Source organism: Bacillus cereus (assembly GCF_007678085.1).
GTDB lineage: Bacteria > Bacillota > Bacilli > Bacillales > Bacillaceae_G > Bacillus_A > Bacillus_A cereus_BE.
Map to the genome: position 1 here is coordinate 1734508 of NZ_VEDW01000001.1, position 21505 is coordinate 1756012.

A 21505-nucleotide genomic window follows, 5' to 3' on the forward strand; every position below is an offset into this window, starting at 1 on the left:
TGTGCATGCAATCTAAATATGAACAATTTTATTTAAATTATTTTAAATGTTCGTTTTTAAAGGTTAATTAACCGTATTTTCCATTCGAAAACGAAAAATAAAGAAAAAAAAACTTACATTCCAAATATCAAACTAAATCCACCCACAACAATCGAGCTTTTACAAACAATTAAGCTTTCTCACTTCCGCCTTATATTGAGCTGGAAGTCTTTTTCCCTTCGTATTGTGAGATAAAATGCGCCTCTATCCAATTCACAATTATTTCTTCCAACATCGGATGAAGTGGCTTTCTCGCCCCTTCTTTATAGTTCTTTTGAAGCTCTAATACTTTAAATTCCCCTTCAAAACGTTTCAAACTATGATCCATATTTTTTACTACATGTACTTCTGAATCACCTTTCACATAATCACCAATTCGCTTCGCTTTTTCAGGATCAGCCTGAATATCTTTATCACCAGCAACTGCTAGTACTGGACATGTTACTTGTTGTAAATCTTTATAAATATTATGCTGAAAATGCTCTCTAAACCATTTTGCGTTCATCGGTTTAAAACCAACTTTAATTGTATCTTTTTCTGTGTTCATCATTTTCTCTTTTATTTTTTCCATCTGCTTCTCTCCACGTTTCTCCACATTAAGAAGACGCATTAGTTTTCCCTTTATTCCCTTTTGTTCTTTTAATTCTTTATAAGCAATTTCTCTTTGCCTTTTCGTAGCTTCTTCTAATGATTCCGCAGCTCCTGTAAGAAGTATGAGTCCATTAACTGGTGTTCTTGCGTTTACTACAGTCGCTAACATACACCCTTCACTATGACCAACTAAAATGATATTTTCCGGATCAACAAATGGTTGTTCTTTTAAATAGGTAATCGTAGCCTCTATGTCACTAACTAAATCCCACATTCCAGTCTTCAGGAATTCCCCTTCACTCTTTCCTACTCCGCGCTTATCAAAGCGGAGCGTTACTACTCCAAGCCTCGCTATTACATGTGCTAAATCTTTGTAAATATTCGACGCAAGCTTTAACGGTACAATCATTCCATCACGATCAATCTCTCCAGATCCAGCGATAATGACAACCGCAGCATACTTCCCGTCAGCTTTCGGTTTAGTAATCGTACCGTGCAAAGTAAATTCACTATTTATCGCTACTTCATATTCATCAAAGGCCATCATTTTGTCACCCCTCTATTCTTTTATATCTAATTTAAATTTCAAACTCGCTATTATATTTTTGTACTCTCTTACATCTTTCATCGGAGCGAAAACTGGATTCTCTGCAATACTTTGTAACATGCTCCGCTTTATAATCTCTTCATTTCTAACCGTTTTAGCGCCAAGCGGAAATTCTGCAAACCATTCATCAATCGCATCAAAATAGGAATCGCCATGTAAATGCAGGCTATTTACTGTGAAACTAGCTGCACAAACTGTTGCGTATTTCTGCAACATTTCTAATGCTCCTTCAAAATTTCCTTGCATACAATATACTTGTGCAGCAGCATAGTATACTTTCAAAGTCATATTGGGATGTAATGTTTCTATTTCATATATATCTATTAACATGAAAGCTCTATTTAAGATTATCTCTACCTTTTCAGAGTTTGAAGCATTTACTACTACATAATTCGGTATTGTTGCAACAAGTTGTATTAAATGTTGGTACATACTAATCTGCATAATTTCCTTCGCCTTTTCAGCATTTCCAAGCATTTGATACGCTTGTGCAATTAGATCTTCCTCTGGAACGTTAGGACGTATCGTTTCGCCAAGTAATTGAAGCACCTCATTCGGTCTATTGAGTATAAGATAGCAAGTTGCTTGAAACGATACCGCCTCTTTCACAAGAGAAACATCATCACTTTCTTCCTGCACCCTGCTAAAGAGATACATTGCCTCTTCTAAAATTCCAGTTCTTTTATCCGTATCCTCTGTTAACATATGGTGATTAATAAAAAGTAGTCCCATTTGAAGTAATAACGGAAAACAAGAATAATATTTTTTAATTATTTCTCTGCACTCCTTCATTACTTCATGAAACGGTTTTTCACTAAAAGCTTCCGCTAGTCTATGATATAAATTTTTAATATCCTCCTGCTCCATTTGTGGTGTATAACAGATTAGTTCATCAATACTTATGTTAAAGTACGATGCTAACAGTGGTAAAAATGTAATATCCGGATAACTCTGCCCCGTCTCCCATTTAGAAACAGACGCCTTCGTAATACCAATATACGCCGCTAACTCTTCCTGCGTAATTCCCTTTTCTTTTCTCTTATCCGCAATTATTTTATGAATGTTTATCTCCTTCACATCATCACCTCATACTTTTATTATATGCTTTTATTTCACACAAAATATGGATTTGAAGTCGACTTTCGTTAACAAAATCAACCGTTAGGAAACCTCTCTCTAAAATTAAAGGCAGGAACATATTTGATATGTTCCTGCCTCTTTTTTGTGGGTACCGATACATAGCCATCTAGCTAAGATTTTGAAGTACTGCAAAATCAAAAATTTTATCTTTTCTCAATTAAAGCACTACATTAATCTAGAAATTCAAGTGATTTCAATTTTTCAATTATCATTGACTTATATTTGATAGCTTCATACTTTGAATTATCAATTTTTGCCTTTTTTATATTTAACATATCAAATGTTTCTCTTTCAATATCTCTTCTTGCTTCTAAAACTTTAATTGTTCCGTCTAAACCGTGATAGCCTTTCATTTTCCCATACCCTTGATTTGTATAATACTCAATAAATCCAGCAGACCATTCTTTTTCTCTTTCATTAAATACCTTTCTGAATGAGAATTCCAAATCATCTTGTTCTATATATAACAATACTGGATCTAATTTTTCTATGATTTTCGCTAATGCATTAATATAACTTATAACTTTCTCTTTTTTCTCACCATATTTAACCATCCCGATTGTTAATGGATTTTGTATGAAGCAACATTCAAAAATATAAATTTTATTTTCGTTGTTGGCTATTTCAACAAAATCCCTCCACTTTTCAGTTATTAATTCAATATTCCTCTCTAGCGATAATTCATATATATCATTTTTGAAAATGGTATTTAATAAATTTTCAGGAAAATTAGAGCTGTATTCATTTTTAATTTTTTTATATGGCAATACATAATTGTTTCCTCGCTTCGTGACTCTATCACTAATTACTTCCCTAAAATCACCACTATTCACTAACAAACTTTCGAATTCACTTTTATCAAAACAAGATACCCCATCATAATCAGCAGGGTGGTCTGGATTCCCTTCAAGAAATAACTCAACGTCAATATTTTTTTCAATTAGAATATCGTAAAGCAAGCTTGCAGTGGTGGATTTACCAAAGCCAGGAAGCCCTTCTACTATGATTAATTTCGTATTCAAAAAAATCTACACCTCTCTAAGACAAAACGGACTAATTACCCTAAAATTTTTATCTAAACTTAATAAAATTAGAACTTCTTTCCCTATGTATCATTATTTCGTTATTTCACCAAACTGCGCTCTCGTCACTTTCGCCAAGTCATCCACATTCAGCTCAATTTGTATACCAATCTTCCCGCCGCTCACTATGATTGTTTCAAGCGATTGAGCACTCTCATCAATGCATGTTAAAAATAGCTTTTTCATCCCAACTGGTGAACAACCACCGCGAATGTATCCTGACACTTTCGTAATATCTTTTACAGGAATCATTTCAATCTTCTTTTCACTGACCGCTTTTGCTGCAGCTTTTAAATTTAGTTCCTCATCTACCGGAATGATAAACACATGATAATTTTTACTATTTCCTTGAGCGATTAACGTTTTATATACTTCTCTCACTTCTCGTCCAATTTTCTCAGCTACTGATACGCCATCAATTTTCCCATCGTCTGGGTCATATGACATCATCGAATATTCGATCTTTTCTTTATCTAATATTCGCATCGCATTTGTTTTATCTTTTTTCATAACAGTCTCCTTAAAAGGTTATTTCATATTATTAAGTTTTATTATACACCCTTTTCCATTTCACCTGCATAACTTCACATTTTTGTAGATATATTTATGCATCATCATACAAAGGTTTCATTTCCCATTACATTCAAAACCACATAAAGAAAATCGGCATTGAGCCTTAAAACGGAAGGCTCAATGCCGATTTTACATTTAACGTCCAAATTCTTTATTAAATATTTTATCCCTGCCTGTAATGACTTCTGGACCTACTGCATTAATAGCAGTTACTAAAATATGTTCTCCTCCAATAGGTCCACCGACCCTTGTTTCAAATCCAAAAGTCCCACCAGCATGTCCCCAATACGATTGCCCGTCTGGTGTTTTCTCTTCATAAACTCCCAGTCCAACCTTACCTATAGGTGAATCTACTGTTGTGAACATCTGATTCATTAGTTCTTGATTTAAGAGCTTCCCACCTAACAGTGCACTGAAGAATGTAGTCAAATCTTCCACTGTTGAAACCATATCTCCAGCTGCATTTGCCCATGACTGATTAATTTCTGTCAAATCATATAAACGACCTGATCTATCCATGTTATAACCATTAGCATGCTTACCCGGTATGTGCGCACTTGCTTCCATTACGAATGTTTCTTTTAACCCGAGCGGTTCAATAAATCTTTTTCTAATTTGCTCCGCATACGTATCTCCTGTTACCTTCCGAATAATTTCCCCGGCTATAACAGTATTTGTGTTCGAATAGTCCCAGCCCTCCCCTGGTGCAAATACAGGCGGCTTTGCAAGTGCTAAACTTATGAGCTCATCGGTACTATAATAACGAAATGGGTTTTGAGGCAATGTAATATCTCGCATATCTAAATCAGTATATGCTGCAATCCCACTTGTATGGTTTAATAACTGACGAATTGTAATTTTACTCCCATCATATCCGTTACCCTGCACAACTCCCGGCAACCATTTTTCAACTGTATCATCAAGATTTAATTGTTTCTCTTCAGCCAATTGCAGTACAACAGAAGCAGTGAATGTCTTCGTTATGCTTCCGATACGGAACGAAAAATTCGGTTCTACAGGGCGTGGCATCTCGTAACTAGCTGTTCCGGTAGCATACGACCAACGCTTTCCATCCTTTAATCCGCCAGCTATAACACTAGGAATTTTTTTATTCGTTACTACTTGATCCATTACATTTTGTACTTCTTCTCGATGTTTGCTTTTCTTTTCCTTATTAGTGGGTTCCTTTTTTGATTTTGCCGCAAATTCCGAAGCTAAAATATTATTAATCTGTTTCTCTGCGCCTAATACATTAATATTTATCGAGATAACATGTTGACCATCTTTCGTTCCACCAGCAAAGTTAGTAAAACCAGGGATACCACCACCATGTCCCCATACTTCAGTACCATCTGGTAATTTTGTTGCGTGAATACCAAGTCCATACTTTCCTAATGGGGTATCTACTGTGTGAGTCACCATCTCCTTCTGCATTTCCGGTGTAAGTAATTTACCACCTAATAAGGCACGGAAGAACGTTGTCATATCTTCTCCTGTCGAAATCATTTCACCACTAGCATTAGCAAACGATGGATTAAACAAAGTAATATCTACTAATTTATCTCCCGTATTTAAATAGCCACGGGCATTTTTTTTCGGAATATCCATTGAGCTTCCAGGAAGAACTGTTTCTTTTAAACTAAGATGATTAATAATTCGTTTTTGTATCTGCTCAGCATATGATTCCCCTGTTACTTTCTGAATAATTAATCCAATAATAACCATATTCGTATTCGAGTATGACCATCCTTTTACTGGTTCTAATTGTAAAGCACGAGAAATTAATTGTTCCGCTGTATAATTCTCACTTGGATTCTCTATTAATTTCTCTTTAAGATCTGGAGTCAAGTAATCAGCAATTCCGCTTGTATGATTTAATAGTTGGCGAATCGTAATTTTGCTGCCATCATAGCCTTTCCCTTTAATAAGTCCTGGCAACCATTTCTCTACCGTATCATCAAGACTTAACTTCTTTTCACCCGCAAGCTGCAATACTACTGTAGCTACAAAGGTCTTTGTTGTGCTCCCAATTCTAAAAGCAGAATCAGCGTCTACTTTATGATTTCTCTCAATATTACCTTCACCAGAAGCATATGCCCAACTTGTCTCTCCATTTTTCACAGTAACAATAACTCCTGGAATATTCTTTGCATCGGCAGCTTTATCAATAACTTGTTCAATTGATGTCCTTTTGTTTACCGCATGTACGTTTTCAAAAGAAGGTATCGCTAACGCTCCAACCAATATTGCTCCTGTTAAAGTAAGGGCTGTTCCTTTTTTTAAGATAAATGACTTCATTATGCATCGCTCCTATTATTTTAAATTTTTCTGTTGCCTCACTCCCTTACCTTACCTTCAATATTGTTAAATCACATAGTGACAAAACGTTTTAATTTATTTATGACGCTTTATGCAACTATGTCATATAAAACATGTGACAAACTGTCAACTGCTTCATATGACATAGTTTGTTGACTGTTTTTCTATTGACGATTTCAAAGATATGTTACATGATGAATCTGAATCATTAATAATTAATTTTAAAATACAAGTAGGTGCTTAATTTATGTTCTCATTCACAAAAGAATGGATTTGGTATGACTGGATATTTGTGCTCATACGAACATTTTGGCTAATTGTTATTATCAGCGCTAATTTTATGTTCCCAACATCCATTCATACATCAAGTATGATTGTACTTTCTCTCACTTTTGTCGTTTACCTTGTACCATTAATTATTCGATATAAGAAACCAGAATGGTACCCTGCATTCGATATTATCACTGCGGGTTGTTTTTATCTTTACTTAGCATCCGTAGCTCCAAATTTACTTTGGTCTTTCATTTTAGTCGTAATCATTATTGGACTATGTAGTAATCGAAATAATTATATATGGAGCGGTATTTTTTGTGGATTTGCATTTCCGCTATTGAATGCTTGGATTGCCAACCGACCGCCATATGAACTAATCGTTAGTTGTAGTCTCGGTTTTGCTATTGGTATTTCTTTTAATATATTAATTCAGTATCATAAGCAATCTCGAATTATTGAAGAGCAAAAATTACTATTAGAGCAACATATTAATAGGATTGAAGAGCTTACTTTAATAGAAGAACGTAATCGACTGTCACATGAACTACATGACACAATTGGTCATACACTTACTTCTCTCATCGCTGGCGTCACATCACTAAGATCATCAGTACCGGATTCACAGTTTGAACGAATTGATTCCCTTATCAGTATTGCTCAGCATAGTCTAAATGATATTCGAAAGCATCTACATGAGCTATCTCATAATCCACTTAGTAATTCATTAAGTGAATTCTTGCAACAATTAACAGATGAATTTATGAAATCTACAGGTACAACCGTTACATTTCGTATGATCGGAAACGAAACCCTTGTAATGCAAAAAGTGAATTTTTGCCTATACCGTTGTCTTCAAGAGTCGTTAACAAATGCTGTTCGACACGGTAAAGCGAGCAACATATCCGTTCAACTACATTTCGACGACCAACAACTTCGATTGCAAATTGAAGATAACGGGATTGGAATGAAAGAAATTCAATTTGGCTTTGGACTCAGTGGAATGAAAGAGCGACTTGAACAAGTTCAGGGGACATTATCGGTTCAGTCTAATGTTGAACAAGGAACATTAATTATTTGTAATATTCCATTACAAACAAAAACTGTACATGACATCATTCGCTTATTGGTCGTTGATGATCAGGCACTTATTACAAATAGTTTAGAGCAAATTTTAGAGAACCAAACTGATTTTATTGTTGCTGGGAAGGCATACGATGGATCTGAGGCATTAATATTATGTGAACAATTACAACCTGACATTGTACTAATGGACATTCAGATGCCAGAAATGAATGGTATTGAGGCTTTACTAGAAATGAAGCGACGTTGGCCTAATATGAAGATTGTACTTATGACAACATTTGAAGATTCCTTACAAGCAGCAACTGCACTCGAGCATGGAGCTGAAGGTTACATGTTGAAATCTATTCATCCACAAGAAATGAAGGAGGCTTTGAAACTTATTTATAACGGTGGAACTTGGATTGACCAATCAGTTGCTACACGCATTTTTGAGGAAATGAAACTTCAACGTGAGCAATTAGCGAAAATCAAATCAACTAAACAAACTTTTCCATACGGACTTACAAAACGGGAAATGGAAATTTTAGAACATCTATCCAATGGATTACGCTATAAATCTATTGCAGCTAAACTATTTTTATCTGAAGGAACAATCCGTAATTACTGCTCAAATCTCTATTCAAAGCTAGGTGTTAGCAATCGGGAAGAAGCGATAAAAATGGCACGAACAGAAAATATCTTGTAGGCAATGTGAAATGAATACATTTCGTTTCAAAACTAAAAATATTGATAATTCAAAAATCATCTGATATAATTTGGAAAAACTTATGTTAAGGAGAGATTTGTCATGCGAAATTTTAATACTTCTTTCCAACTTCATCATCATACGTAACGCCGTGTATCCGAAGAAAAATTTTTCTTCGTGGGTACAGGGCTTTTCCTGTTGACCCACGAAGCGTTCATAAAGCTATGTGGGTATTTTTATACCTGCATAGCTTTTTTTAATTTAAAAAGGAGTGATTATAATGGAAATGAAAAATGTAAAAGGAACGAAAGACTATTTACCAGAGGAACAAGTACTGCGAAATAAAATTAAAAGAGCTTGTGAAGACACGTTTGAACGATACGGATGTAAACCGTTAGAAACACCAACGTTAAATATGTATGAGCTTATGTCTTACAAGTACGGCGGTGGCGATGAAATATTAAAGGAAATATATACGCTTCAAGATCAAGGGAAACGTGACCTTGCTTTACGCTATGATTTAACCATTCCATTCGCTAAAGTCGTGGCAATGAATCCGAACATCCGCCTTCCTTTTAAACGGTATGAAATTGGAAAAGTCTTTCGAGATGGACCAATTAAACAAGGAAGATTTCGTGAGTTCATTCAATGTGACGTTGATATAGTCGGTGTAGAATCAGTTATGGCAGAAGCGGAACTCATGAGCATGGCGTTTGAACTGTTCCGAACGTTAAACTTAGAAGTAACGATCCAATATAATAACCGAAAATTGTTAAACGGTATTCTCGAGTCCATTAACATCCCTACTGAACGAACGAGTGACGTCATTTTATCATTAGACAAAATCGAAAAGATTGGGATTGATGGTGTACGAAAAGATGTATTAGAGCGCGGAATTTCTGAAGAAATGGCTGATACGATATGTAATACCGTTTTATCTTGTCTAGAGCTTACAATTGCTGACTTTAAAGAAGCTTTCAACACTCCACTCGTTGCCGAAGGAGTAAACGAATTACAACAATTACAGCAATATTTAATTGCCCTTGGAATAAATGAAAATGCTATATTCAATCCATTTTTAGCACGAGGACTTACAATGTACACAGGTACCGTTTATGAGATTTTTCTAAAAGATGGATCGATTACATCCAGTATCGGTAGTGGTGGTCGATACGATAAAATTATTGGGGCATTCCGTGGCGATAATATGAGCTATCCAACAGTCGGTATTTCATTCGGTTTAGACGTTATTTATACAGTACTCTCGCAGAAAGAAACGATATCATCTACAGCGGATTTATTTATCATCCCACTCGGGACAGAATTACAATGCTTACAAATTGCCCAGCAATTACGTTCTACCACTTCCTTAAAAGTTGAACTTGAACTAGCAGGACGCAAATTGAAACGTGCCCTTAATTATGCCAATAAAGAAAACATCCCTTATGTGCTTATTATTGGGGAAGAAGAACTTAGTACAGAAACCGTTATGCTGCGGAATATGAAGGAAGGTAGTGAGGTGAAAGTCTCCCTTTCTTCTTTAAGTAGTTATTTATAATACGAGCCACCCTCGTTTGGGTGGTTTTTCTATTTTAAAGATAAGGAAACAATTAGTTTACATAAAATAATTATATTCTACTAAAAACCATAAGTATTTAATATCCAATCACCTATTATTTTTGGTAATATATAGATATGAATGATTTTAGGAGGATTTACTTTGAAAACCTACATACAAGCACTAAAGTGGACTACAGGTATCTATCACCTTTTACTACTTCCTTGTTATTATGTATTTCCAAGTCTTGTTAACCTAAATGGGATACCTTTGCTACTATTAATTGCTTTACATATCACTACTATTTTATTAGCTAAAAAAGCAGGCATGAATGCGTACCCTCATTATATCGGTATTATCGTTACCCTAGTTGCCTTCTTTCCTTATATAGAAATGGTTCTCCATTTTATAGCAGCCTTTTTCCTTTTATTAGATGCTGCTTCTACGACTGCAAAAGAAGTGTATGATTCATAGCTGGATAAAATGAAACTTTAATCAGTAGAGTTTTGAAGTCGGTTAGCAAATTGCAAAATTTACACACTAACTTTATTGTTAACACCCAAAAAGGATTTACTTTTTAAGTAAATCCTTTTTTAATTTCAAATTACTTTCCCTACTCCAGACTAATAAAAGAATATTCCGTTTTATTTTTATAAAATTATAAATATTCACAATACAACTTAATTATCATACATTTTAGTTATGCAAAAAATCTAAGTTTAAAGGAGATGAATTCATGCTTAAAAAGTTAGTAGTAGGTGCATTATTAACTGTTTCATCGTTAACTGGAGGACTAGGATCAGTATCAGCTAGTACCGAAAAAGATTATACGATTTCCTCTTTCGAATATGTAACTGTAGATGAAAAGACTGTTGATTCGTTTAACAAATTGAGTGCTCCATCAAAGGAAGACGTAAAAATAACGCTAGTTCTACCGAAACAAAATCAAAATGGAGACTGGTTATCTTATGGATTTTCGAGCAAAGAAAGTTTAGAGGCTTTTATTGAAAAAGATAGACAAAGGTTGAATAATACAATCAATCCCCTTGGTGTTGAAGGAAGCGGACCTGGTAGTACAGACTTCTATAAACGTACAAATCAAGGTAGCGAGTATTTTTCTCTAAGTAGCGGTTATAAAAACTTGTCTCCTAGTTGGCAAAATCAAATTTCTTCTGTAAGTACAGCATCCCCTACTGCTAGCTATTCAACAACGCTATGGGAACGTACTTCAACTGAAGGATATGGAAAAGGTGTTGTTTTTAAACATGCTGATTGGTATGGTAAAACTGCAAACTTGGCTGCCACTCCAACTTCAGCAGTTGAAGTTAAAAAGTAAAAATACAGAAATAAAAGGTGTCTTCACGTATGGAAAACACCTTTTATTTCTACAACTCTTAACTATTATTTTTCGTATTTCTACTCTCCAAAACTTTCTCCATATTATGAGTTGCCCATTCCATCATTAATAGAATTACTGGACGAAGTGATTCACCAAGCTCGGTTAACGAATATTCTACTTTCGGAGGCACTTCTCGGTATACTTCACGATGTATAATGCCATCTGCTTCGAGTTCTCTCAGCTGCAGTGTTAACATTCTTTGCGTGATATTTGGTTTTAATCTTTTTAATTCATTAAACCGCTTTGTACCATCTAATAAATGATACAAAATAACCCCTTTCCATTTCCCTCCAATGACCTCAACCATCGCTTCAACTGGACAAGAATATTTATTTAAAAATGGGTAATTTATATTATTTTCGTTTGAACAATCCATCATAAGTCCCTTCCCTTACCAATAGTATCTTTTTTGGTACTATACCACATAAATGTGCGTACTTGTATCTATGTTACTTTAAAAATATAATTTACTTACAAAATACATTAATGAAAAGAGGAACTTTTATGACAAATACAAAAGAAATTACAAAAGAGAAAATTATGGAGGCATTTCATTTCAGACATGCATGTAAAGAGTTCGATCCTATGCACAAAATTTCAGAAGAGGATTTTCATTTCATTTTAGAAACAGGAAGATTATCTCCTTCTTCTTTTGGATATGAACCTTGGAAATTTATTGTCGTACAAAATAAAGAATTAAGAGAAAAACTACAACCGCATTCATGGGGAGCTGGTGGGCAACTTGCAACAGCTAGTCACTTTGTCATTGTTCTTTCAAGAAACATTAAAGATATGCATTATGATGCAGAGTATATTAAACATATGATGAACGATATTATTGGATTACCTGAAGACACTCAAAAAATTAGATATGAATTCTTCAAAAAGTTCCAGGAAACAGATTTTAACTTATTACAATCCGATCGTGCTGTATTTGATTGGGCATCAAAGCAAACCTATATTGCTTTAGGTAATATGATGACGAGCGCAGCTCAAATCGGTATTGATTCTTGTCCAATAGAAGGATTTGATAAAGAAAAAGTAGATTCTTTACTTCGTCAAGAAGGCATTATAAAAGGCGATAATCTTGAAGTATCAGTTATGGTTGCCTTTGGTTACCGTAAAGAAGAGCCAAAGCGCGATAAAACAAGACAGACTATGGATACAATTGTTGAATGGATCTAGTAAGATAACACGCGCTCCTTATAGCTGTATACGCATACTAAAGAAGTAGAATTTGATTTTTCCTATGTATGAAATTGATTTTTCATGGAAAGATATATTAGTATGTATGCAATTTAAACGCTCTATTATTTAGAGTTGAACAGGAGGAGAATGAATATGTCTGATATTGAAGTTGGCGAAGTGTTTACTCTTAGTGATGAGAATAATGAGGACCAGGAAGTAGAAGTACTTGGAGCGATGGATGTCGAAGGCGCAGAATATATTGCAGTTGCCTTTGTAGAAGACATTCAAACCGAATCTGAGGAAGACATTGATATTTTCTTTTTAAAAGTAGAAGAAGATAATGAGTTTTCATACATTGAAAATGATGAAGAGTTTGATAAAGTATCTGCTGCTTTTGATAAAATTTTGGATGAGCAAGAGCAAGAAGAATAGGAATAAAACAGACGAGGACGGATGCATATCCGCCCTCTTTTTATTTATCACTCACCTAAAGACTTATGCAGCAAGTCCAGTACATCTTTCATCACAAAAGGCCCGTCTTTTTTCACATGCTCAGCGAATTCAGAAACGAGACGTAATGTTTTTACACTTTCAATCGGATGCTCACCTGATGCACTTTCAGCAGAAAGCATAACGGCATTCGTTCCGTCGAGTACAGCTTGAAACACATCAGTCACTTCAGCCCTTGTTGGAATAGAATGATCTACCATAGATTGAAGCATTTGTGTCGCTGTAATAACATATGTATTCGTTCGATTACATTCTTGAATCATCATTTTCTGTAAGAGCGGAATAAATTGATACGGCAACTCTACTCCTAAATCGCCCCTTGCAATCATAATTCCGTCTGCTTCTTTACATATATCTTGAAAATTCTCGATCGCTTCCATCGTTTCTATTTTTGCAATTACATTAGGTGAGGTTTCTTTATACTGTTGTATAAAATCTCGTATTTCTTTTATATGACTAGGTTTTCTTACGAAAGAACATGCGATAAAATCAACATCCTCTTCTAACAGAAACTGTATGTCTTTTTTATCTTTCTCTGTAATAGCTGGTAAACTAACGATTGCCCCTGGTAAGTTCACCCCTTTATGAGATGAGATATTACCACCTGTTTTGACCTTTGTTTCTATTTTATCCGTACTTACCTTTTCAACGATTAATTCAACTTCTCCATCATTAATTAAAATTCTACTGCCAACTTTCACATCATTTGCGATTCCTTCATAATCAACACTTGCTTCTCTATTGCTCCCTGTAACTGGTTGCGTATGCAAAATAAAAGAATTTCCTGCCTGAATTGTAATTTGTTCGCCGCTCATCTCACCTAATCTTATTTTAGGACCTTGTACATCGCCTAAAATTTTAATAGAGTCATCTAACGATTTGACTAAACGAATGATGTCTTTATGACTTTCATGTGTGCCATGTGATAAATTCAACCGCACTATTTTCATACCATTGTTTATTAACTGTGCTAACGTTTCTTTATTATTACTTGCTGGCCCAATTGTACAAACTCGATCGATTGTCATTTTTATCACCATCCTTTTTCGTTAGGATTCCCACTAAAAAATGATTAATTCTCGTTATAGATGTTGTCCCAAAATATTAATTGGATGGCAAAATGAAGTTATAACTTAGAGCTTATAATTACTCACTTAAGAAAAACACTATAATTTCTTATGTAATGCCTTCATCGCTTTTTCTATGTTCATAAGTTCATTACGAATGCTATGTACATGAATTCCTGATTTTGTTAAGACAGCAAATAACCTTTCAAATGCACGTAAAGCATCTTTATTTATTTCTTGTTCAATTGCAGTTAGTTCTTTGTTCATATTACCGATAAATTGGATTCTTTCCTGATGAATTGCTTCTAAATTGGCTATAGGTTTTTTATTGAAAATTTTGTGTAAAATACCTTGCCACTTTTTTTTCTTTATTTCTTCTTTCAAACCTAGTTGTTTTTTCATAACTATAACTAGATCATGTAAACTTTTTTCTAATTGAATAAATTCCTTCTTCGCAAAAATTTTCTTTAACTTATTCGTAACACGCCAACTCTGTTTTAATCCGACAAAAGCACCTACTAGAGGCAATACTATAACAAACGCTCCGCCTGATACAAATATGGCATTTGCAGCAAAAGTAAAAGTTGCTTGTCCTACAGCTGCTAACGATGCACGACTCGTTGTGTCAATAGCCACATTTCGTGCTGCAAGCTGTAAAGGTAATTGCTCCTTCACAACTCGCCTTAAATTATAAAATGAACTCACACTTGCTGCAATCCATGGCAACTCAAAATCAAGTATCCCCTCTGCATGAGATAACGTAGATTGTGTTGCTTCAAGAACTTCTTCTCTTGTTATCCCGATACTATAAACATTTGGATGATCTGGATAATGTACCGCCAATTCATCGTTCACATATACAGGAATATGTGGATAACGTTCTAAATGTTCATCAACAATTAATTTATTACTACCACATTTCACTTGAAACTGTTTCCCATCAATAAGAATATCCCATCCAGCTTGATTTGAGGTTTCTGGAAACTGTACGTCGTACCCTGCTGCTTCTAACCTTTGGGCAATCATTTGTTCAGCTACATACCCTTGCAATTGAGCCACGTCTCCAGTCGCTACGTCTAAATCTATCGTTTTTGCAAACTGAGCCAATGAAAATATTGAGCTTACATCCTCACTACGCGCAAAATCAATCCCTTCAACAACCGTCGGATTAATCATGAAGTAATCATATAAAAATTCTCCTACACTAATTCCGGCAATACTATTCGTTTCTTCAGATTGATTTGTATTTCCAAATAACCTAGCGCCTTTTCTTTGATTTTTCTTACCTACTGTACATTTCATCGCCTGTTCAAATTCACCATTACGCCAATAATCCCAAAATTGTTCATTTTGAATCATACGAGATCACCTAAACCATATACTTCTTTTTGTAGCGTACGTAATTCATCCTGTTTTTGATAAAGTATATTATTTACTGCTGATAAGTTTTTTTCAATCTCCTTTTTTTGCCCTTTTAACCTAGTCAATTTTTCAATTACTTTTCGTTTCTCCTCCATAACAAAATGAGCTTCATTACACATTTTGTGTAACCTTATAGGACGAATAGAAATCACTTCAATAGCCTGTTCTCTTTTCAATTCATGGATTTCTTTTTTTATTTTTGAAATGTCACTTTCATATGAAAAATTCGAAAGCATCCCGCTAACTTTGCCCCAAAAAGAATTTACCTGTTTATTTTTTCTAATGGATTCTTCTTTATTTCGCACTTCGATTTCTAAATTTGCGATTTTCATACTCTTCTGTTTGAAAGAATCTGTCTTTTCATTTTCACTTACTAGTATTAAAGAATGAATAAGTTGATCCACTATATTATTATAAGCACTTGTATTTTCCTTTAATTGATTATCGAAATACACTATACTATCTTTGTTCGTTTTTAATTGTTTATTTATCATTACACATTCTTTTTTATTATTAGAAATTACATGTAACAATTTATTTTGCTCGTTATAAAATCGAGACCATTCTTGAATAAAAGCATCATACTCATACACTTTCGAATCTCCTAAAAGTACTGGTAGCATGAATTGAACAATCCCCATCTGTAATAATGTTCTCTTCACTTTTTTACTTTGTGTTAACATCATCATACTACTTAATCCACCAATTAAGATAAAGCCTACTGGACCTGTCAAAATAGATAATGCAGATGTTGCAGTTATATAAGCACTAAAGGGTAATGTCAATCCAATCAAACTAGCTGTCCCAGCAATTAACGATGTTAAAGTTGTGTATGCCGCAAATCCTGCTATCTCCACAATAACAGCCAACAATACAGCACTTCCTTGTGTCGCAATGAGTTTTTTTATCGTAGCATTTGTTACTGCATCAATATTTAATTTATCTTTAATCTTTTCTTGTTGCTCTGTTGGTAGAGACTCAATAAATTGCTCAATTTGATTGGCAAAATTCTCTTCTTGATCCGCAGTTAGATTTTTCAACTCCCCGCCAATTGACTCGAATAATTTTTGCATTTGATACAATGCTAATTGATTATCGATTGTTAAATGCTCATTGCGTGATACAAACGCACTATAATTTTTATCTTTTTTCATTTGAAATGCATGTGCTTTCTGAAGGATTTCTCCACATTTATTCTCTATTTCATAAGATGTATTATAATACGATCCTGCTAGTTCAAATTCTTTTGTCATATGTAAAAATAATTGTAAACGTAATGTATTGTCATCAATATTCCTTAGCTTTGCAATTTCTAAATCTAGCTGTTGCTTCGAATGATCTACATCTTTATCAATTAAGTCTTTCGTTTTATTTGCTATCATACTAAAAATTCCGGTCTCCATAACTAAAACATAAATTAAACGTAATTGCTCCCCGTCTGCCGCCATTAATCCGTTAGCTAAACTTTTACCTACCATTCAACACTGCCCCCATTTTCCAACAACTTTATATCGACCGTATTAAATACATTACATCTTTTATTACAATAATGAATACTACTCTCTCTTTTATATCATTTTATCATTATATTAACCTATATTTAATAACAATTATTATTAAATTTCATTTGATAATTTCTGGAGAAGTATACACCTTCCCTTTGAACAACACAAAAAGCCTACTCGTGTAAGTAGGCTTTTAAAACTACGAAAGTTTCGTTAATAACTGATTTAAATCTTTTTTCGTTTTCGTCGTTAAAGACTTCATTTTAGTAATATCTATCTTTTCTTTCTCCGCTCCTACAATTAACGGATACATACTTTGTCCAATTGTTTTATATTCAGCTGGGTGTGATGCTTCTAGCTCTTTCTCAATCACATCCCACTTTTCATTAATTTGTTTTCCGAGTTTATTTACTGTTTCTAATTTCGGATTCGCAGCTAATTGCTTGTCTAAGCTATCAATTAATGCAGCAACTTCTTTAACATTTGTTTTCACAGCTACACTTTTCTTCGGATCTTTCGTTGTTTTTCCGTTTGAGTTTGTACTTGTACTTTGATCTGTTGTTTTTCCGCTAGTCGTTTCGTCATTCGTTTTTCCTGTCGTCTCTTTTTCTTTTGTTTTCACATTTTCATTTTGCGTTGTTGTTTTTCCATTACTTTCTGTTCCTGATGATTCTTTCGTATTTTTTGCATCTTTATCTGTTTTTTCATTTGAAGAAGTATTTGTGTCTTTTTCAGTATCTTTCGTTGTTTTTGACGTTTCATCTGCACTTGTCGTTTTTGATTCTCCTTCATTTTGCGCTGTTACTTGCTCTTTCTTTTCTGTCTCTTTATCTGCTGAAGGACTACAAGCTGCCATAGTAAGCATTGTACCAATTGTTATCGATGCGATAGCGACCTTTTTCATTTTCATATAAATCCCCCTATGTTTACTTTATTTATCCTCCCCTTTACGATTCGATTTCCCCTTAAAAAATCCCTTTTCATACGAATTACCATCTTTCCGACAGTAATCTTCATAATAATACGTACAAAAAACGATAAATCGATTTGAATATTCGAGTTTCTTCTACTTCATTTTTCTTCTCCTTGGTAAAAGAAAAAGAGTATATTGTCACATGAAGAATCACTATCTTCATATGACGATATACTCTCCTATCAAATTTTTATCTTTCTTGACATTTTATTTATACAAAAAAATAAAATTTTCTTTCATTTTTTTGTTTCTCAACACTTATCAACATAATATATTTATGAGTAACCACCGTTCGAATGAATGACTTGCCCCGTAATCCATTTTGCTTCTTCACTAACTAAAAAAGAAATTAAGCGTGCTGCATCTGACGGTTCTCCTACTTTACCTTGCGGGAACTTCCATACTAAATGATGCTTCAGCTCCTCCGTAATCCATCCTGTATTCGTCGGTCCTGGATCAACAGCATTTACTGTAATTCCCTTCTCCATTGCAACTGGTGCTACTGATTTTGTAAATGCTTCAATTGCTCCTTTCGTCGCTACGTATGCTAGTTCATCAGGCATCGGCCCTAGTGACTGCCCTGAAGTAAGGTTAATAATACTTCCACTCGCCTTGCTTGCATAATGTTTTATAAATAATGAACTTAATAACATAGTAGCGCGAACATTCACTGTATAATGTTTATCTAACTGTTCTACGTTTAATTCCTCAATTCTCGTATGAGTAGCATACGCTGCATTATTAATTAATATAGATGGATCACCTAAACGTTCTGAGACCATATAAAACAAACGATTTGGCGAATACGACTGCGATAAATTGATTTCTGCCATTTCACATCGAACACCTAAACTTTCAATCTCCTCTTTCAACAAAAAAGGCTCTTTGTCACGCATTCCCCACGGCATCGCTTTATCATACTGAGACCAGTACGTGAAAAAAATGTCTATCCCTTTTTGAGCAAGCACCTTGCATACAGCTGCACCAATTCCATTCAAACGAGTTGCCCCTGTTACAATTGCTATTTTCTTCACCTTTTCTCCTCCATCTATGGATAAATCCTCTGCACGCGAATACAGAGGATCTATCTATTTATTCAATATTTGACAATATACGTTCTGCACCTAATTTTAAAATTTTAATGAAAATATAATTTACAATCGTAAACATTACAAATAAAACGATAAACATAACCCACAGTCCTACTTGAAGGAAGAAGTATAATAAACTTACTCCTGCTACAATAACTAAAGCTATAAAGATATTAGCTAAAAAATTCCACAATGTTGTATAGCGGCTCTTAAATAATTTCTGTTCTGTATCCCAATGTATATCTGCAGTTTGTGCATCCCAGCGTGTACCGATTAAATTAATTAACAATAACCCGTTCGCACTTAGTAAAAACCACAGTAACATGAATACAGGAGAAATCCCAGCTACAACCGCCATCGTAATACCGAATACTGCTAAAATGATTACATTAATTAACCAAGCCGTGATCGCTTTTGCAAAAAAGATATCCGAGGCTTTTACTGGTAAATAACGATTCACAAACCATGAACTTCCATCTCGTGAAAATGATGTTGTTGCGATGACATTACTTCCCATTAAAAATAGAGATGCGCAAAGCCCAACGCCAATTGCAAGTCCTGCAGATTTTGGGTTATCAATATACCCTGTAATCCACTTTAAATTTCCATCTTGCACGAATAAAATAAAGAATAACATAATCGGCATAACGAAAGTTTGTACAATACAGTTTAAGAAAAATTGTGGTGTACGGAATAACGTTTTAAATTCTTTTTTCACATACGCTTTTAAATGTGAACTTTGTACCGTTGATTTCTGTAATCCTTCTGCTGAAATGACCTCTTTTTTTGCTGTACTCGTTGAAAGTCCAATAACCCCTTTTAAATATGTACGCTCTGCAATGTAATAAAACAACACAAAAAATACAAATGAAATAAGTGCAAAGATGATTACGTATAAAGGACCCTTCCAATTTGCATTTTCTACTAATGCTACTGCTCCAAAATATGTAGTTGGAAAATAATTTGTCATTTGTACTAGAAGAGAAGATTCGTTGTTCGCTAGGTAATTCGTGATTGCATCTTCAGAAAACGAACTTTTATTTTTCCACTGTAAAAACACATTAATTCCTACAATAAATAGTATACTTACGATTCCAATAAATATATTTCCTCGGTCTTTATTTTTCGCTATATTTGTATACCTCATAATAACTGTCATCAGTAACGAAGCTAATACTAACGGCACAATCGGGAAGAGTAAGTAAATAAAAATCATGTATATGTAATATGTAATAAATGCGCCACTTTTTAACCCGTACGTAATAAAGATTGGTAATAAAATGAATGAACTCATTACGTATTGTGTAATTAATACCGTTAAAAATTTTGCCGATATAATTTGCGCTGGTTTCAATGGTAATGGCAACAACATTTCAATGTCATTACTATAGTAAAATACAGTTAAAATGTTCGTTATACTCATTAAAAATACCCATATACTCGCAATCGCAAGTCCCATTGCGATAATCATTCCTGGGTTTTGCTCTAAATGTATCATTCCCTCATACATTGCGTGTGTGATAGAACCAAACAGTAAAAAGCCGACAAATAAAATAGCTGCAAATGAAAATAAATACGCCCATCGCTTCTTCTTATCTGTTATAAAATCCGCATAATTTAATTTTAATAATACTTTCGTTAACGTCCAAATTTTACTCATTGCCCGTCATCTCCAAGAACATTTTTTCAAGTGATTCATTGGATTTAAAATGATCTCTCATTTCATCTAAATTTCCTTTAAACTGCAAATTTCCCCTATTAATAATCGCAACGCGGTCACATATTTTTTCAGCTACTTCTAATACGTGAGTAGAGAAAAATACAATCTTCCCTTTATCCGCATGTTCTCTCATCATTTCTTTTAAAATATATGCAGATTTAGGATCGAGCCCCGTTAACGGTTCGTCTAAAATCCATACATCTGGCTCATGCACGAGCACACCAATAATAACGATTTTTTGTCTCATACCGTGTGAATAACTTTGAATTTGATCCGATAAAGCATTGTAAAGATCAAACTTCTTCGCTAAAGACTCGATTCGTTCTTGGCGTACTTCTTTCGGCACTTCATACATATCTGCCATAAAGTTTAAATATTCAATTCCCTTTAATCGTAAAAACATATCTGGGCTATCTGGGACATAACCAAACGTCTTTTTGGCTTCCATCGGATTTTTCATAATATCTATACCGTTAATCGTAATCGTCCCTTTGTCCACCCCATGAATACCAGTGATCATCTTAATTGTCGTTGATTTACCCGCACCGTTCGGTCCTAAAAATCCAAAAATTTCTCCGCTAGGCACAGATAAACTTAAATCTTTTACTGCATAGGTAGACCCATTATAACTTTTTGACACATTCGTAATTTCAATCATTCCATCCAATCCTTTCCTTAAT

The 21505-nt window shown here is 34.3% G+C and carries 19 protein-coding genes; 6 read left to right on the plus strand and 13 right to left on the minus strand.

The window, feature by feature from the left end; all coding sequences use genetic code 11:
• Positions 1-190: 190 nt before the first annotated feature.
• The 5 genes from FS742_RS08880 to FS742_RS08900 all read right to left on the minus strand — a co-directional run bounded on the left by FS742_RS08880 (position 191) and on the right by FS742_RS08900 (position 6330).
• Positions 191-1177, minus strand: a complete 987-nt coding sequence (locus FS742_RS08880; protein ID WP_144612013.1) for an alpha/beta hydrolase family protein — start codon at positions 1175-1177, stop codon at positions 191-193.
• 12 nt (positions 1178-1189) lie between these two features.
• A complete protein-coding gene (locus tag FS742_RS08885) occupies positions 1190-2314 on the minus strand; it encodes a helix-turn-helix domain-containing protein (RefSeq protein WP_144612014.1) in 1125 nt (374 codons plus the stop codon).
• A 233-nt stretch (positions 2315-2547) separates the two neighbouring features.
• A complete protein-coding gene (locus FS742_RS08890; RefSeq protein ID WP_144612015.1) occupies positions 2548-3399 on the minus strand; it encodes a P-loop NTPase family protein in 852 nt (283 codons plus the stop codon).
• 93 nt (positions 3400-3492) lie between these two features.
• Positions 3493-3969 (minus strand): Cys-tRNA(Pro) deacylase, encoded by a 477-nt coding sequence (gene ybaK, locus FS742_RS08895; protein WP_144612016.1) that lies wholly within the window; start codon positions 3967-3969, stop codon positions 3493-3495.
• 198 nt (positions 3970-4167) lie between these two features.
• Positions 4168-6330: a serine hydrolase domain-containing protein gene (locus FS742_RS08900; protein WP_144612017.1), complete on the minus strand. Its 2163-nt coding sequence runs from the start codon at positions 6328-6330 to the stop codon at positions 4168-4170.
• A gap of 268 nt (positions 6331-6598) precedes the next feature.
• Between FS742_RS08900 and FS742_RS08905 the strand changes: the two genes are divergently transcribed.
• From FS742_RS08905 to FS742_RS08920, 4 genes are all read left to right on the plus strand, one after another.
• Positions 6599-8392, plus strand: a complete 1794-nt coding sequence (locus FS742_RS08905) for a hybrid sensor histidine kinase/response regulator transcription factor (RefSeq protein ID WP_144612018.1) — start codon at positions 6599-6601, stop codon at positions 8390-8392.
• Positions 8393-8672: 280 nt separating this feature from the next.
• Entirely contained in the window at positions 8673-9950 is a 1278-nt protein-coding gene (locus FS742_RS08910) for a histidine--tRNA ligase (protein WP_144612019.1), read from the plus strand.
• A 162-nt stretch (positions 9951-10112) separates the two neighbouring features.
• A complete protein-coding gene (locus FS742_RS08915; protein ID WP_144612020.1) occupies positions 10113-10424 on the plus strand; it encodes a hypothetical protein in 312 nt (103 codons plus the stop codon).
• Between the two features lie 262 nt (positions 10425-10686).
• Positions 10687-11286, plus strand: coding sequence for a hypothetical protein (locus tag FS742_RS08920; RefSeq protein ID WP_144612021.1), 600 nt, complete (start codon positions 10687-10689; stop codon positions 11284-11286).
• A 58-nt stretch (positions 11287-11344) separates the two neighbouring features.
• Here FS742_RS08920 and FS742_RS08925 read toward each other — a convergent pair whose 3' ends face one another.
• Positions 11345-11725 carry a winged helix-turn-helix transcriptional regulator gene (locus FS742_RS08925; RefSeq protein ID WP_016080914.1) on the minus strand — a complete coding sequence of 127 codons (381 nt, stop codon included), beginning with the start codon at positions 11723-11725 and terminating at the stop codon, positions 11345-11347.
• Between the two features lie 128 nt (positions 11726-11853).
• On the opposite strand from FS742_RS08925, the gene FS742_RS08930 reads away from it, so the two are divergent.
• Entirely contained in the window at positions 11854-12534 is a 681-nt protein-coding gene (locus tag FS742_RS08930) for an NAD(P)H-dependent oxidoreductase (protein ID WP_144612022.1), read from the plus strand.
• A 150-nt stretch (positions 12535-12684) separates the two neighbouring features.
• Entirely contained in the window at positions 12685-12969 is a 285-nt protein-coding gene (locus tag FS742_RS08935) for a DUF1292 domain-containing protein (RefSeq protein WP_073515676.1), read from the plus strand.
• 47 nt (positions 12970-13016) lie between these two features.
• Here FS742_RS08935 and FS742_RS08940 read toward each other — a convergent pair whose 3' ends face one another.
• The 7 genes from FS742_RS08940 to FS742_RS08970 form a co-directional block, all read right to left on the minus strand.
• Positions 13017-14087: a pyruvate kinase gene (locus FS742_RS08940; RefSeq protein WP_144612023.1), complete on the minus strand. Its 1071-nt coding sequence runs from the start codon at positions 14085-14087 to the stop codon at positions 13017-13019.
• A 126-nt stretch (positions 14088-14213) separates the two neighbouring features.
• Complete coding sequence (locus tag FS742_RS08945) at positions 14214-15473, minus strand: hypothetical protein (protein WP_144612024.1); 1260 nt, start codon at positions 15471-15473, stop codon at positions 14214-14216.
• Entirely contained in the window at positions 15470-17014 is a 1545-nt protein-coding gene (locus FS742_RS08950; protein ID WP_144612025.1) for a hypothetical protein, read from the minus strand. The genes FS742_RS08945 and FS742_RS08950 overlap by 4 nt, the downstream gene beginning before the upstream one ends.
• A gap of 226 nt (positions 17015-17240) precedes the next feature.
• The gene (locus FS742_RS08955) at positions 17241-17951 is read right to left on the minus strand and encodes a hypothetical protein (RefSeq protein ID WP_144612026.1); all 711 of its coding nucleotides are present in this window, start codon (positions 17949-17951) and stop codon (positions 17241-17243) included.
• A 338-nt stretch (positions 17952-18289) separates the two neighbouring features.
• A complete protein-coding gene (locus FS742_RS08960; protein WP_144612027.1) occupies positions 18290-19048 on the minus strand; it encodes an SDR family oxidoreductase in 759 nt (252 codons plus the stop codon).
• 58 nt (positions 19049-19106) lie between these two features.
• A complete protein-coding gene (locus FS742_RS08965) occupies positions 19107-20765 on the minus strand; it encodes a putative ABC transporter permease subunit (RefSeq protein WP_144612028.1) in 1659 nt (552 codons plus the stop codon).
• A complete protein-coding gene (locus tag FS742_RS08970) occupies positions 20758-21483 on the minus strand; it encodes an ABC transporter ATP-binding protein (protein WP_087984151.1) in 726 nt (241 codons plus the stop codon). The genes FS742_RS08965 and FS742_RS08970 overlap by 8 nt, the downstream gene beginning before the upstream one ends.
• Between the last annotated feature and the right edge of the window lie 22 nt (positions 21484-21505).